At 61.7% G+C, this 15,702-nt stretch carries 10 protein-coding genes; 7 read left to right on the top strand and 3 right to left on the bottom strand.

Translation table 11 applies throughout. From position 1 onward, the window contains the following. Positions 1-76: 76 nt before the first annotated feature. Together BFN67_RS20820 and pdeM are read left to right on the top strand one after the other, a co-directional pair. Complete coding sequence (locus tag BFN67_RS20820; RefSeq protein ID WP_080921368.1) at positions 77-2,617, top strand: ligase-associated DNA damage response DEXH box helicase; 2,541 nt, start codon at positions 77-79, stop codon at positions 2,615-2,617. Position 2,618: 1 nt separating this feature from the next. After that, positions 2,619-3,335, top strand: a complete 717-nt coding sequence (gene pdeM, locus BFN67_RS20815) for a ligase-associated DNA damage response endonuclease PdeM (protein WP_080921367.1) — start codon at positions 2,619-2,621, stop codon at positions 3,333-3,335. A gap of 11 nt (positions 3,336-3,346) precedes the next feature. Here pdeM and BFN67_RS20810 read toward each other — a convergent pair whose 3' ends face one another. From BFN67_RS20810 to BFN67_RS20800, 3 genes are all read right to left on the bottom strand, one after another. Then, entirely contained in the window at positions 3,347-4,144 is a 798-nt protein-coding gene (locus BFN67_RS20810; RefSeq protein ID WP_080921366.1) for a TIGR02186 family protein, read from the bottom strand. Then, the gene (locus BFN67_RS20805; protein WP_080921365.1) at positions 4,144-5,067 is read right to left on the bottom strand and encodes a sulfite exporter TauE/SafE family protein; all 924 of its coding nucleotides are present in this window, start codon (positions 5,065-5,067) and stop codon (positions 4,144-4,146) included. The genes BFN67_RS20810 and BFN67_RS20805 overlap by 1 nt, the downstream gene beginning before the upstream one ends. A 180-nt stretch (positions 5,068-5,247) precedes the next feature. Beyond that, positions 5,248-9,045, bottom strand: coding sequence for a peptidoglycan-binding protein (locus BFN67_RS20800; RefSeq protein ID WP_080921473.1), 3,798 nt, complete (start codon positions 9,043-9,045; stop codon positions 5,248-5,250). Positions 9,046-9,138: 93 nt separating this feature from the next. Between BFN67_RS20800 and BFN67_RS24985 the strand changes: the two genes are divergently transcribed. The 5 genes from BFN67_RS24985 to BFN67_RS20775 all read left to right on the top strand — a co-directional run bounded on the left by BFN67_RS24985 (position 9,139) and on the right by BFN67_RS20775 (position 15,700). After that, positions 9,139-9,615 carry a MerR family transcriptional regulator gene (locus BFN67_RS24985; protein WP_080921364.1) on the top strand — a complete coding sequence of 159 codons (477 nt, stop codon included), beginning with the start codon at positions 9,139-9,141 and terminating at the stop codon, positions 9,613-9,615. 95 nt (positions 9,616-9,710) lie between these two features. Then, the gene (locus BFN67_RS20790; protein WP_080921363.1) at positions 9,711-11,507 is read left to right on the top strand and encodes an acyl-CoA dehydrogenase C-terminal domain-containing protein; all 1,797 of its coding nucleotides are present in this window, start codon (positions 9,711-9,713) and stop codon (positions 11,505-11,507) included. Positions 11,508-11,532: 25 nt separating this feature from the next. Beyond that, complete coding sequence (locus tag BFN67_RS20785; protein WP_080921362.1) at positions 11,533-12,741, top strand: acetyl-CoA C-acetyltransferase; 1,209 nt, start codon at positions 11,533-11,535, stop codon at positions 12,739-12,741. Positions 12,742-12,750: 9 nt separating this feature from the next. Beyond that, positions 12,751-14,970: an FAD-dependent oxidoreductase gene (locus tag BFN67_RS20780; RefSeq protein ID WP_080921361.1), complete on the top strand. Its 2,220-nt coding sequence runs from the start codon at positions 12,751-12,753 to the stop codon at positions 14,968-14,970. A gap of 67 nt (positions 14,971-15,037) precedes the next feature. Then, entirely contained in the window at positions 15,038-15,700 is a 663-nt protein-coding gene (locus tag BFN67_RS20775; protein ID WP_080921472.1) for a S24 family peptidase, read from the top strand. Positions 15,701-15,702: the final 2 nt, after the last annotated feature.

The raw sequence follows: 15,702 nt of genomic DNA, 5'->3' as shown, positions 1-15,702 counted from the left end.
CCCGCATGCGACATCCGATCTCCTTTTGTTCCAGATTTTGCTTGGCCTTTGAATCGGCGCGCGCTACCTCTGGCGCGTGACTGCGAAGCCTGACCTGCACGCCGAGACTGCCACTGCCCTGCTGCCGGGACCGTTCTTGCAATGGTTCGAGCAAAAGGGCTGGTCGCCGCGTCCGCACCAGACCGAACTGCTGGCGCGCACGCGAAGCGGGCAATCGACATTGCTGATTGCCCCCACCGGCGCCGGCAAGACCCTGGCCGGGTTTCTGCCCTCGCTGGTCGAGTTGGCTGGTCGACAAAAGCGCAGGCCTGGCGAGGCACGGCGCGGCGTCCATACGCTCTACATTTCGCCCCTGAAGGCGCTGGCCGTCGATATCCAGCGCAATCTCGGCAAGCCGGTCGAGGAGATCGGCCTGCCGATCGCGATTGAGACGCGCACCGGCGACACGCCGGCCCATAAACGTCAGCGCCAGAAACTTAATCCTCCGGATATTCTGCTGACCACGCCGGAGCAACTGGCCCTTCTGATCGCCGGGACGGATGCGAGACGCTTCTTCGAGGATCTGCGGATCGTCATCTTTGACGAACTTCATTCGCTGGTCACGTCCAAGCGCGGGCATCTGCTGGCGCTCGCCCTTGCGCGATTGCGCAGCTTCGTTCCCGATCTCCGCGCCATCGGCCTTTCGGCGACCGTGGCCGAGCCGGACGAGTTGCGCCGCTGGCTGGTTCCGCAGGCGTCACCACCCCCTATGGCCGGCATCATCACAGTTGCCGGTGGGGCAAAACCGGACATTTCGATCCTGGAGTCTCAGGAGCGGGTGCCTTGGGCCGGCCATTCGGCGCGCTACGCCATTCCGGAAATCTACGATGCCGTCAAAAAGCACAAGACCACGCTGCTTTTCGTGAATACGCGCAGCCAGGCGGAAATGCTGTTTCAGGAATTGTGGCGGGTGAATGAGGATTCGTTGCCCATCGCGCTGCATCATGGCTCGCTCGACGTCGGCCAGCGCAGGCGTGTCGAGAAGGCAATGGGCGACAATGCGTTGCGCGCCATCGTTGCCACTTCGACACTGGACCTCGGCATCGACTGGGGCGATGTCGATCTGGTGGTGCATGTCGGCGCGCCGAAAGGCGCCAGCCGGTTGGCGCAGCGCATCGGTCGCGCCAATCACCGCATGGACGAACCGTCGAAGGCGATGCTCATTCCCGCCAATCGCTTCGAAGTGCTGGAATGCCGTGCGGCGCTTGAGGCCAATTATCTTGGCGCCCAGGACACGCCGCCTTTGCTCTCGGGCACGCTCGATGTGCTGGCCCAGCATATATTGGGCACGGCCTGCTCTTCACCCTTCGACGCCGATCAACTCTTTGACGAGGTTCGCAGTGCCGCGCCCTATGCCGGGCTCGATCGGGTGGCCTTCGACCGCGTGGTCGATTTCGTCGCCAACGGCGGCTATGCCCTGAAGACCTATGACCGCTATGCTCGCATTCGCCGCACCAGGGAAGGATTGTGGCGCATTACCCACCCGCGCATCGCTCAGCAATATCGGCTGAATATCGGCACCATTGTCGAAATGCCGGAACTCAATGTGCGTTATGTGCGACAGGGGCGAGGCGCATCCGTGCGCGGCGGGCGTGTCCTCGGCAAGGTCGAGGAATATTTCGCCGAAACGCTGCGGCCGGGCGACAATTTCCTGTTTGCCGGCAAGGTTCTGCGGTTCGAAGGCATTCGCGAAAACGAGTGCATCGTCTCGGCCGGTGGCGGGAAGACGCAGATAATCGTGCCAAGCTATGCGGGGGGCAAGTTTCCGCTTTCCACCTACCTTGCCGATCAGGTGCGCGGCATGTTGGCCGATCCCGACCATTGGCAGGCGCTGCCGGAACAGGTGTCGGACTGGCTTCGGTTACAGGAGGAGAAGTCCGTCCTGCCGAAACGCGGCGACCTTCTGGTCGAGACCTTTCCGCGCAACGAACGGCACTACATGGTCTGTTATCCATTCGAAGGCCGGCTGGCGCATCAGACGCTCGGCATGCTTTTGACGCGCCGGCTGGAACGCGCCGGTGCCCTTCCGCTCGGCTTTGTCGCCACGGATTATTCGCTCGCCGTCTGGGCGCTGGACGACATGGATGCATTGTTCAAGGCGAAAAACCCGTCGCTGGCGAACCTGTTCGGCGAGGATATGCTGGGCGACGATCTCGAGGCATGGCTGAACGATAGCTGGATGCTTAAGCGCATGTTCCGAACATGCGCGGTGATCGCCGGGCTGATCGAGAAGCGATTTCCAGGCCGGGAGAAAACCGGTCGGCAGGTGACGGTCTCGGCCGACCTGATTTATGATGTGCTGCGCAGCCACGAGCCGGACCATATCCTGTTGCAGGCAACGCGGGCGGATGCTGCCGCCGGCCTGCTCGACGTCGGCAGGCTGGCCGATATGCTCTCGCGAATACGCGGTCGAATCGTGCATAAGCATCTGGAGCAGATTTCACCGCTCGCCGTGCCGATCATGCTGGAGATCGGCAAGGAATCGGTCAATGGCGGCGCCAATGAATCGCTTTTGATGGAGGCGGCCGATCTGATCGAGGAGGCTATGGGAACGGACGAGGACAGGGCCGGGGCATGACATGAATCTCGCGCTCGCCGAAAAGGGCATGAAACAAAGTACCGGGCTGGTCGGCATTGCCGGCGAAAGGGCTGTATGCGATCCGCGCGGCACGCTTTTTTTTCCGTCGCTCGGCCTGCTCGCCGTTTCCGATCTGCATCTGGAAAAGGGATCGTCGCTTGCATGTAGAGGCGCGCTGGTGCCGCCTTACGATACCGGCGCGACACTGCATCGGTTGGCGGCGGTGATTGGAGACTATGCGCCGCGCATCGTCGTCAGCCTCGGGGACAGCTTCCATGATGGCAAAGGTGCGGCTCGGCTGCATCCGAGCTTCCGTGAGGGGCTTGAAAGATTGATTCTTGGCCGCGACTGGTTCTGGATCGCCGGCAACCATGATCCGGAGGCGCCGGCCGATCTGCCGGGCGAGACGGTGCGGGAACTGGCTGTGAGCCGGCTGCTGTTTCGCCATGAGCCATCACGGGTGAGAGCGGAGGGCGAGATCGCCGGCCATCTGCATCCTTGCGCTCGCATCGTTCGGCGCGGGCGTTCCGTGCGGCGCCGCTGTTTCATCAGTGACGGCGCGCGCATGATCATGCCGGCATTCGGTGCCTATACCGGCTCGCTCAACGTGCTGGACCGTGCCTATGCCGGCCTGTTTCGGCATGAAAGCCTGATGGCCTATATGCTGGGGGAGGGCCGGGTTTTTGCCATTGCCGGGCCGATGCTGCGGCCCGGCTGACTGCCGGTCGTTCAGTCCTTCCTGAACACGATGCGGCCGAGCCAGCCGGTGAGGATGGCAAGCGCGATCGCCAGCATGCTGTAGAACGGCCCGTGATTGTGGGCGAGGCGGAAAACCGCCTGCTCGAAGCCGGATTTGCGGATCTCGAGCTGTGCCGAATTCTCCTTCAGGAATACGCCGTTCTTGAACAGGAAGGCGCGGGCGCGATGCGTGCCCACTGAAACATCGGGCGCCAGGCGCACCGTCGCGCGGAACAGGTTCTGTGACAGGAACTGCACGCCGCCGATGTTTTCGCTGTAGAGCCCGGCCGCCGTCTTGCGCTGGCGCAGGGCCTGCGTGAATTCACGGATCGTGGCCGGAGCCTGATCGGGATCGGCCGGCTGCATGTAAATATTGTTCGGACCGAGCGACAATTGCTTGTAACTGGCCGGCTCGGTGATGTCCTGCAAAGGCCGCGTGGTGGCGACAGAATAGGAGACCGGCACATTCTCGAAGGTTTCCGATTCAAGATTGACCCAGACGCCGAGCACGCGGTCCTTGCGCCGCACCCTCACCGGCCGGCTGGGGCCTTCGAGAACGACGATGACATCGTATCGCCCCTGCCGCACGATTTGCGGATCAGGGTCTTCCAGCGCGCCGAAGATGGTGAGGTTGGCACCGGAGAAGCCGGCGGTGATCGCGACATTGTCGGTCGACAGGCCGATCTGAATGCCCTCCTGGTGAGCGGGAGTCGTCTGTGCCGTTGCGGGGGTGGTGAGGAGTAGCGCCAGAACCGGCAGGAGCAGCCATGCCTTTTTGATTCGCGCCATCAGCCCAGCCCCACGGCGCTGAGGGAATAGATGCTGGGTGGCTTCACGAACAGGTCGACCGCGAGCCTGAGCGCCACGGCAAGGACGAGCAGCGCCAACAGCGCGCGCAATTGTTCGCCCCGCAGCTTTTGTCCCGCCTTGGCGCCGTATTGAGCGCCGGCCACGCCGCCGACCATCAACAGGAAGGCGAGGATGATATCGACCGTGTAGTTGGTCGTGGCATGGATGAAGGTGGTGTAGGCGGAGGTGAAGATAATCTGGAAGAGAGACGTGCCGATAACGACATTGGTCGGCACCCTGAGCAGGTAGATCAGGGCTGGCACCATGATGAAGCCGCCACCGACGCCCATAATCGCAGACAGGAAGCCGATGCCGGCGCCGAGCGCCAGCACGGGGATGACGCTGACGAACAGTTTCGAGGCGCGGAAGCGCATCTTGAGCGGCAGCCGGTGGATCCAGTTGTGCTGGCCCGGCTTTTTCAGTGGAAGCGGGGAGCCACCCCGGCTGGCGCGAAGCGCGTTGACGCTTTCCACCAGCATCAGCCCGCCCACAGTGCCGAGCATGATGACGTAGAGCAGTGAAATGAACAGATCGAGCTGGCCGATACTGCGCAGGACTGAAAAGACATAGATGCCGCCGGTCGAGCCGACAATGCCACCGGCGAGCAGCACCCCGGCGAGCTTGAAATCAAGCGTACCACGCTTGAGATGTGACAGCGCTCCGGAAAAAGACGAAGCGATGACCTGGTTGGCGCCGGTGGCTACCGCGATCGCCGGCGGAATGTTGTAGAAGATGAGGAGCGGGGTAATCAGGAATCCGCCGCCGACCCCGAACATGCCCGACAGGAAGCCGACTGCTCCGCCCATGGCCAGCAGCACGAAGACATTGACGGAAATTTCCGCGATCGGGAGATAGATGCTCACCCGTCCAACTCGATCAAACCTGCCATGCGGCGCAGATCGCCGCCATGGGGATATAACACTGAAAAGCTAACCTGTTCTTGCAATGCCGCGCAAACGCCATTGCGCAGCAAAACGAGAACCATGTCAGCCGGTTAGCAGGCGAATGTAAGGCATGGCGTCGTGAACGCGACGCTCATGCCGCTATTTGCGGGCCAGCAGCGCCTTGACCAGCTTTTTATCGACCTGGCCGGTCGGGTTCATGTCGTTGTCGCTCTGAAATGCCATGATGGCGTTGCGGGTCTTGTCACCCATGACCCCGTCGTCGCTGCCGGCCGGATAGCCGTTCTTGTTGAGGATGCGCTGGATGTTGCGTACGGCCTTTGTCATATCGATGCCGGCGGTCGTCGTCGGCGCATCCTGCCAGGATTCGGGAATATCTGCGGAATTGGCAATCTGGTTGATCGGCTTGGCTTTCCACAATTTGGCGGCCGCGCGGGCACGTTCGAGTTGCTCGGGACGCAACGCTTTGGCCACCTCGTCCCGCTTGGCTGCAGCATCCTTGTCACCGCTCTCAGCGACCAGTTCGAACCACTTATAGGCCTCTTCGAGGTTCTGCTTCACGCCCACGCCCTTGGCGGTGAGGATACCGAGGTTGAACTGGCTGTCCTTGACGCCGAGATCGGCTGCGGCCTGGAACCAGCGTGCGGCCGATTCATTATCGGGCGGGCCGTCGGCGGCCATGGCGAACAGTACGGCCAGATTGTGCATGGCGCTGGCATTGCCCTGCTCGGCCGCCATCTGATACCAGGTCTTGGCCTTCTTGATATCGCGCTCGACGCCGACGCCTTTCTCATAGAAATTGCCGATACGGTACTGGGCCGGTGCAAAGCCGAGATTGGCCGCTCTCTCGTACCATTTCGCGGCGGTTGCCATATCCTGCGTGATGCCGCGCCCATCGGCATAACGTGAGCCGATCTCGAATAATGCCTTTGCGTCGCCTTTGGTTGCTGCGTCGCGCAGCGCCGCCGGGCCGATCTCGGCGGGAACTTCGATCGTGGGATCTGCGGCGTTTGCCTGCTGCCGGACCGCAGGTTCGGGAAGTGTTGGTTTGGAAGAAATGACGGGCGGCAGCGCGCTCGTCTTTTCATCTTCGTCCACGCCCGGCAGCATGTCTTGTGTCGCCGTCAGCGATGTCTGGGCCGCTGCCATCGGCGCCTGTACCACAGGCTTTACGGGTTGGGGCACCAGCGCCGGTATTTTGGTGCTGACCGGCTCCGTCCTCGGGCGCGAAGGTATTGCAAATGCGGCAGCGGATTGTGTTTTCACCGGTGCGGCGGCACGGACCACCGGCTGGTTCGGCTTGGTCGACGCTGTTGCCGCGGTCTGCGACGACGGGATTTTGGCGGCGTGTGTCGCGACCTGCATGGTGTCGTTCATGTAGGCTTTGCCGAGTTGCAGACCAGCCAGCGCCAGCATCACCGCTCCGGCCGCCATCAGCATGGTCTTGCGGCGCACCTTCAACATGTCGCCGAACCGCCCCTTGGCGATACCGCCGGTCGAGGACTGTTTTTTCTTCAGTGACTCTGCTTCGGCTGCTGCTGCCTGCGCTGCCCGGCGCGCTGCCGCGATGAAGTCGGACTTGGCTGTTTCATTGCTTTCCGGCTTCGAGGTCTGCGCACGCTCGTCGCGCACGCGCTTCATGATCGCATTGAGATCAGGAGCCCCCGAACCCGGAACGAGCGGACGATTGATCACGCCGGGTTCGATCGGCTCATCGAGTTCGACCGAGGGCGCTACCGCCTTTGGTTCGGGTTCGGCCGGTGTCGATACCGGCTGGGTCCGGGCGGGCTGTCTCGTCGCTCCCTTGCGGTTGCTGAAGGCGCGGGCAAGGCCGCCGAGCATGGACTTCTTGTGGTTTTTATCCTTGTCTATGCTTTTTCCACTATTGCCGATTGCAGCCTTGGCGGCCTCGGCCGCCGCTTCCGCCGGCGTGCGTTGAGTGAGTTCGAAGGTGTCTTCGTCGGCGCTGGCGAGTGGAAGGGCTTCGTCAAGATCGAGGGCGGGTGCATTCTGCACGGAAATCTTGCCGCTGGCGGCGCTGTCTTTGAAAGAACGGTCCGACTCGGGACCTTCAAGCGAACCCAGTCGCTCGACGATCTTGAGCAGCGTGTCGTGGATTGCCTCGAATGTCCGCGCATTGCGCTCGTCGGAGCGGCGGGTCAAGGCTTCGAGCGTCTTGAGATCCTGCACCAGGCCCGAAACGGCGGTCGCCTCGCCGTTGGACCCGGCAAAGTTGCGTACGGCGTTTTCAGCGGCCTCGCGCGCCGCTTCCAGCACGGATTTGCGCGTGCCGTTCAGGGCCTTTTCGATCTCCTGCAGGCGCGGGCTGATGTCTTCGAATTCGGGCAGCGGCGTGCCTGGCTTCGACAGGTGGGCAGACAGGCCTGAGACCTGCGATTCGAGGCTGCGGATCAAATCGGGATCGATCCCGGCCATCTGTGCGGCCGAGGCTTCGAGACGGCCCGAAATATTTTCCAGCCGGCTTTCCAGCCCGCGAATGGCGTTCTGCTCGGCCGTGTTGACATTGGGGTTGTCCAGGCGCGAAGCGAGGGCGCTAAAACGTGCGTCGAGGGCGTTCAAGATGTCGGTGCTGTCGAATGCCACCGGATGCTGACGGTCGAGCCGTTCAGCTACCTCGTCGAGACGCTTTTCCAGATCGTGGAACAGAAGGCCGCTTTGTGCCGCTGCATCTTCCTGACGGCGCTCCAGAGCGCGTGCGAACAGATCGAAGCGTTGCTCCAGTCCCTCCAGAAGATGGCTTGTGTCGGGCACCGATGGCGCGCGTTCGACACGCTCGGCGATCAATGCGATCTGCTGGCCGAGCCGATCCATCGCCTGTTCAGGCAGTGCGGCACGGGTGGAAAGCTCATCGACACGCCGTGAAAGGGTATTGAGCCTCTCGATCACCTCGCTGTTCGGGCGGTCTTCCGTGATTTCCTCGATCTGGTGAGCCAGCGAGGCGATGCGTTGTTCTATGCGTTGGAAGGCCTCGGGGTCAAAGCTCTGTGCCTGCGTGGCGGCCGAGGCGACGATGGCGCGAGAAATCTCGTCCAGCCGCTCATCGATCATAGTCATGATTTCGCCGCCATGCTCTCCCTGCTGGTTGGCGAAGTGTTCGACCGCGCCAGCCAAGGTGCGCAGCTTCTCGTCCAGCGAGCGCAGCGGCAGCGATTCCGGCAGCCGATTGACAGTCTCACCGATCTGTTCGAGACGTTTGCCAAACATGGTCATAGCCGGCCCGTTCGTGCCGCTCTTGCCGCCATCTTCGAACCGGGTTTCGAATTCGTCCCAACGGCGGTGGAACTCGTCCCAATGCCGGTCCACGGCCTGCACGCTTTCCTCGCGCGCCAAAGTGTCGAGCGCGGTTTTCACCTGTTCGACGTCGAGACGCAGAAGATTGATGCCACGCTCGTCGCTTTTCTCGGCAAGATTCTGGATGGCGCCTGAAAGCCGCTCGAATTCGCGCGCAAGTTCGCTGCCGTCTTTGGCGTGCGGAGCGGCGTGTGCATCCTGGCGCAACGTCTCGAATTCACGCTGCAAGCCGGTGCTCATTTGATGACGCAATTCTTCGCGCAAGCCGCGCAATTCCGAAGCAATGCGGCTGACGATTGCAATGCCGTCTTCCTGGCTGTTGACGCGCTCGATGTCGCGAGCGATTGCCTGGTAGGCCGGATCGTATGCCGGTTCTTCCTGTGTCTGGCGCGCCTGCCGAGGCTCCGGAACCTCACGGGCAGCGGCGGCGGCGCCCAAGCCTTCATAGGGCCGGGCGCGGCCGTAGCGCGGGGCATCATGGGCTGCCGTCGTGGGCGATTCGTCGCGCGCTTGATCCAGCTTCTGTTCAAGCGCTTCCAGCGAGCGATTCAACTGATCGAGTGTCACATGCGGGCGCCGTTCCCGGCCGATATTGAGGCTGTCGAGATAAGACCGCTTGCTGTTCATCGAGGCGCCCGTTTCCAAAATGGCCGCTACGGGCCAGTTTCCCCATTGAAGTCATGTCGGAAACGGGCGGAAATCCTGTCGCGAAGGCGCAAGATGCGTCCGGCGCTCCAGCCCGCTTCGAATATCCGTGAACAACGCGTTACAGGAAGGAATACGGACAACCGACACGCGCACCTTTCGCCCAACGTGGTAAACAAGCCGTTAACCAAACTTAAGAAGCGCGGAGCTTCGTGCCGGGCGGGTGCCAGACAGGGCACGGCCGGCCAAAATGCGTCGCTTGCATTTTTCTCGCTGCGCGAGGTCAAGCAGATTATGAATATTTACGACCCGACCGGCACCAAGGTGCGCCAGTTCAAGATGGCGCTGGACAAGTCGGAAAAGCAACTCGCCCGCCTGCAGAAGCAACGGGCGCTGATCGACGATGCCATCGACGAAATCGGCACGTTGATGTCGACGGCGCGCGGCCTGCTCGCCGGTCGCGCGCCCAACACCCAAAGCAACCGACTGAGCGTCGGACCGAGAAGTGAGCATCATGAAGGGAAAGTCGAATTATCCGTGATAATCCATTGACGTTTACGCAAACGTCAATATCTCTTGGTGAGACGCTTTCTATTCATCGCGGCTGCCGGTTATGGCCGCGCTCACCGGTCTTGAGAGGAGGCAGCATGACGCTCTATCGGGCACCCGTCCGGGATACGCTTTTCCTGCTCAACGAGGTCCTGGGTTTCGAGCGGCATGCCGATCTTCCTGGCTTTTCCGATGCCTCTCCCGATGTTCTTGACGTCATTCTCGATGAGGCCGCCAGGCTTGCCGAAAACGTCATGCTGCCTTTGAACCGCGTTGGCGATCTTGAAGGCTGCCAACACCATGACGATGGTTCGGTGACGACCCCGAAGGGTTTCAAGGCGGCGTTGGATCGATATCGTGAAGGCGGCTGGATGGGACTGGCGGTGCCGGCGGATCATGGCGGGCAGGGCTTGCCCTACACGCTACATCAGGCGGCGGGTGAATATTTCTCCTCCGCCAATATGGCGCTGATGATGTATGCGGGGCTGACACAGGGCGCCATCGCCGCTCTCATCGCCCATGGCAGCGAGCAACAGAAGGTGGCTTATCTTCCCGCGCTTGTCGACGGCCGCTGGGCCGGCACGATGAACCTCACGGAACCGCATTGCGGCACCGATCTCGGTCTGCTGCGCACCAGGGCTGTTCCGGACGGCAAGGGCGGCTACAGCATTTCCGGCCAGAAAATCTTCATTTCGGCTGGCGAGCACGATCTTTGCGAAAACATCGTCCATCTTGTGCTGGCGCGTATCGAAGGCGCGCCGCAGGGCACCAAGGGCATATCGTTGTTCATCGTGCCCAAGTTCAAGCTGGCAAAGGGCGGCGGTCTTGGTAAACGCAACGCTGTTGCCTGCGGCTCGATTGAGCGGAAAATGGGCATTCACGGCAATGCCACCTGCGTGATGAATTACGACGGGGCCGAAGGTGCCCTTCTGGGTGAGGAAAATGGCGGCCTGAAAGCCATGTTCACCATGATGAACGAGGCGCGTCTCGGAGTCGCCCTGCAAGGTTTGGCCATTAGTGAGGTCGCCTTTCAGAATGCCGCGGTTTACGCGCGTGAGCGCCTGCAAGGCCGCTCGCTTTCCGGGCCGAAAGAGCCTGACAAGCCTGCCGATCCGATTATCGTCCACGCAGATATCCGCCGCACATTGATGACGATGAAGGCATTCAACGAAGGCGGTCGCGCGCTGCTTTTGTGGACGGCGCTGCAATCCGACATTGCGCACCGCGCCGGCGATGCGAAGGCGCGCGAAGCTGGCGACGATCTGCTCGGCCTGTTGACGCCGGTGGCCAAGGGCATGCTCACCGACAAAGGCTTCAATCACGCCGTGATGGCGCAGCAGGTTTTTGGCGGTCACGGCTATATCGAAGAAAACGGCATGAGCCAGTTCGTGCGCGATGCCCGTATCGCCATGATCTATGAAGGCACCAACGGTATCCAGGCGCTCGATCTGGTCGGCCGCAAGCTGGCTCTGAATGGCGGCCGCGCCATGCGGGCGTTCATGCAGGAGGTCGGCGATTTCTGCGAAGGCAATCGCGCGGATGAAAAGATGACGCCTTTTACCAAGGCGCTGAAGAAGAGCCTGAACGATCTTCAGGCAGCTACACTGTGGCTGATGCAGAACGCCATGTCCGAGCCGGACAATGCAGGCTCTGCCGCAACCGACTATCTGCATCTCTTCGGTCTGGTGGCGCTCGGCTATATGTGGAGCCGCATGGCCAAGGCAGCGCAGGTCCGGATTGCCGAAGATGTCGGGGAGGGCAGGTCCTTCTACGAGAACAAGCTGGCCACCGGCCGCTTCTTCATGGAGCATGCCATGCCCGAGACGGCTTTGCGACTTGCCCGCATTTCGGCGGGTGCGGATGCGATGATGGCTTTGCCGGCAGAGGCATTCTAACATCGGCATAACAGGAGCAGCAGGAATGGCTGACGCTTTCGTCTATGATGCGGTGCGCACCCCGCGAGGGCGTGGCAAGAAGGATGGCGCGCTGCACGAGGTTTCGGCAGTGCGGCTGGCCGCCCGAACGCTGGAAGCCATTCGCGACCGCAACGGGCTGGATACGGCCAAGGTCGATGACATCATCTTCGGCTGCGTCGATCCGGTCGGCGAGGCCGGTGCGGTCATTCCGCGTGCGGCAGCTTTCGAAGCGGGCTATGATTTCAGGACGCCGGGCATGCAGATTTCACGTTTCTGCGCCTCAGGGCTGGATGCCGTCAATCTCGGCGCGGCCAAGATCGCGCAAGGCGCCGACGATATCGTGATTGCCGGTGGCGTGGAATCGATGAGCCGCGTCGGCATGGGCATGTCGGGCGGCGCGTGGTTCATGGACCCATCAGTCGGCCTGCCTGCTTGGTTCGTGCCGCAGGGCATTTCGGCCGATCTTATCGCCACCAAATACGGATTTTCGCGTGACGATGTGGACGCCTATGCGGTGGAGAGCCAGAAGCGCGCCGCCAATGCCTGGGCAAAAGGCTATTTCGGCAAGTCGGTGGTCCCGGTCAGGGATCAGAACGGCCTGACCATTCTCGATCATGACGAGCATATGCGCCCCGGCACCGACATGCAGGCGCTGGCGGCACTCAATCCATCCTTCGTCATGCCGGGCGAGATGGGCGGTTTCGACGCTGTGGCGGTGCAGAAGCACCCCGAGATCGAGACGATCAACCATGTGCATCATGCCGGCAATTCCTCCGGCATCGTCGATGGCGCGGCTGCGGTGCTGCTCGGCTCGAAGAAAGCCGGAAAGGCGCTCGGCGTGAAACCGCGCGCGCGCATCCGCGCCTTCGCCAATATCGGCTCGGAGCCGGTGCTGATGCTGACTGGTCCGGTCGATGTGACCGAAAAGCTGCTGAAGCGCGCGAAGATGAAACTCTCCGACATCGACCTGTTCGAACTCAACGAGGCCTTCGCCGCTGTCGTGCTGCGCTATATCCAGGCCTTCGACATTCCGATCGACAGGCTCAACGTCAATGGCGGAGCGATTGCCATGGGCCATCCGCTCGGCGCGACCGGCGCGATGATCCTGGGCACGGTGCTGGATGAACTGGAGCGGCGCGACCTCAACACCGCGCTGGTGACATTGTGCATCGGCGCCGGCATGGGCACTGCCACGATAGTCGAGCGGGTTTAGGGAGCAAAAATGACCTATACCAATTTTACCCTTGAAACCGACGCCGACGGCATCGCTCTTGTCACCTGGGACATGCCGGACAGATCGATGAATGTCTTCACCGAAGAGGTGATGACGGAACTCGACGCCATTGTCGATCAGGTTGCCGGCGATGCCGTCATCAAGGGCGCGGTCGTCACCTCCGGCAAGGACAGTTTTTCAGGCGGCGCGGACATCGTCATGCTGCAAAAGATGCTGACGGCCTTCACCAGAGAAAAAGCTGCGGACCGCCAAAAGGCGACGCAGCAGCTGTTTGAGACGGCGGGCTTCATGAGCCGCTTGTTCCGCAAGCTGGAGACTTGCGGCAAGCCGTGGGTCTCGGCCATCAACGGCACCTGCATGGGCGGCGCGTTCGAACTGTCGCTGGCCTGTCATGGGCGGGTAGCGGCGGATTCGGACCGGGTGAAGATGGCCCTGCCGGAAGTGAAGATCGGCATTTTTCCGGGTGCCGGCGGCACCCAGCGCGTGCCGCGCCTGACCGACCAGCAGCAGGCCCTGCAAATGCTGACGTCCGGCCAGAATCTTTCGCCGAAGAAGGCGAAGCAGATGGGCTTGATCCATGAGATCGCCGCACCGTCCGAATTGATTGCGATGGCGAAGGCAATGATACGCAACGGATTGAAACCGGTGCAGCCTTGGGATGAAAAGGGCTTCAAATTGCCCGGAGGGCCGATCTATTCCGCTGCCGGCGCCAATCTCTGGCCGCCGGCCATCGCCATTTTGCGGCGCGAGACCTATGGGAATTTTCCCGGCGCGGCCGCGATCCTGAAATGCGTCTATGAGGGCCTTCTGGTGCCCTTCGATACGGCGCTCAGGATCGAGACGCGCTATTTCACTGAAATCCTCCAGACGACCGAAGCGGCTATGATGATCCGCTCGCTGTTCGTCTCGCTCCAGGAATTGAACAAGGGCGCGCGCCGCCCTTCAGGTCTGCCGCCGACCCAGTTCAGCAAGATCGGCGTCATCGGCGCTGGCTTCATGGGCGCGGGCATCGCCTATGTTACGGCAAAAGCCGGCATCCCGGTCGTGCTGATTGACCGCGACATGCCCTCTGCCGAGAAGGGCAAGGCGCATTCCGCCATGCTGATGGACGACCTCGTCAGGAAGGGCCGCGCCAAGTCCGAAGACAAGGATGGTTTGCTTTCGCTCATCACACCGAGTGACGACTATGCCGCGCTCGATGGCTGCGATCTCGTCGTCGAGGCGGTGTTCGAGGATTCACAGGTCAAGAAGGTGGCGACCGAGAAGGCCGAGGCGGCGCTGACATCGTCTGTTGTGTTTGCCTCCAACACGTCGACCATCCCGATCACGGTGCTGGCGAAGAACTCGGCGCGGCCGGAAAATTTCATCGGGATCCATTTCTTCTCTCCGGTGGACCGAATGATGCTGGTCGAGATCATTCTCGGCAGGAAGACCGGCGACAAGGCGCTGGCTCTCGCCATCGACTATGCCCGGGCCATCAGGAAGACGCCGATCGTCGTCAACGACACGCGTGGCTTCTACGTCAATCGTTGCGTGCTGCGCTACATGTCGGAAGCCTTCAAGATGCTGATCGAGGGCGTTCCCGCGCCGATGATCGAGAACGCCGCGCGCGCCGCCGGCATGCCGGTTGGCCCGCTGGCGCTTGCCGACGAAACGGCCATCGACCTTGCCCAGAAGATCATGCATCAGACCAAACGTGATCTTGGGCCGAAAGCCGTCTCGCCCGAGCAGATGAAGCTTATCGACACGATGGTGGACAAGCATAGCCGCTTCGGTCGCAAGAACGGCAAGGGGTTCTACGATTATCCGGAAAAGCCAGCGAAGAAACATCTGTGGCCGGGCCTCAAGGATTTTTACAGGCAGCAGGATGCCGATGCGGTCGACTTCGAGGAATTGCAGCAGCGCTTCCTCGCGGTGATTGCTCTGGAGGCCGCGCGCGTCATGGAAGAAGGCATCGTCAGTGATCCACGCGAGGCCGATGTCGGTTCCATCCTTGCATTTGGCTTTGCGCCTTATACAGGTGGCACGCTGTCTTATATCGATGGCATGGGGGCGGAAAAATTCGTCGCTCTCGCCAGGCGCTTGCAGAAAAAATATGGCGCCGAGTTCAAGCCGCCGAAACTGCTCGCCGATATGGCGCAGAAGGGTGAAACCTTCTACCAGCGTTTCAATCCCTATCCTGACGATACCGGGCAGGCGGCGGCATAATCGTTGGACAAGATCGGCGAAGGGCGATAGAACAAACAGGTATTTTTTCCTGTTCGGGAAGAGCATGATGCTCTCGCATGAGCGCGTATGGGCCGCTATCGACGCCCTCGCTGAACGTTATTCGCTTTCAGTCTCCGGCCTTGCCAAGCGAGCCGGACTGGATTCGACCGCTTTCAACAAATCCAAACGGCAATCGGCGGATGGACGCCTGCGCTGGCCGTCGACCGAGTCGTTGGCCAAGATCATGGAAGCGACCGGCGCTTCGCTGGACGATTTCATGGCCTTGGTCGAAGGCGGCAGGCAAGTTGCGGCAGGCAAGTCAGCCCGCCGGCCGAATACGCGTGCGGTTTCCGTGCCGCTGCTCGGTTTTGCGCGCGCCGGCCCCGGCGGCTTCTTCGAGGATGCCGGCTTCCCCGAGGGCCAGGGGCTTGATTTGATCGAACTGCCGGCACAGGCCGGCGAAAACAGCTATGCGTTGAAGGTGCGCGGCGATTCCATGCAGCCGCTCTATCGCGACGGCGACATTCTCATCGTGCAGCCCGATGCCAGCGTGCGCAAGGGCGACCGCGTCGTGGTGCGCACCGGCACGGGTGAGGTTATGGCCAAGGTGCTGGAGCGCCATTCGGCCAAATCGATTTCGCTGCTGTCGCTCAATCCAGATCATCCGAACCGCGATATCCCAGTGGCCGAGGTCGAATGGATGGCCCGGATCGTCTGGGCAAGCCAGTGAGG

Origin of the sequence: Manganibacter manganicus (genome assembly GCF_002075885.1) — a bacterium.
Taxonomy (GTDB): Bacteria; Pseudomonadota; Alphaproteobacteria; order Rhizobiales; family Rhizobiaceae; genus Mesorhizobium; species Mesorhizobium manganicum.
This window is presented reverse-complemented; position numbering and strand designations above follow the sequence as displayed.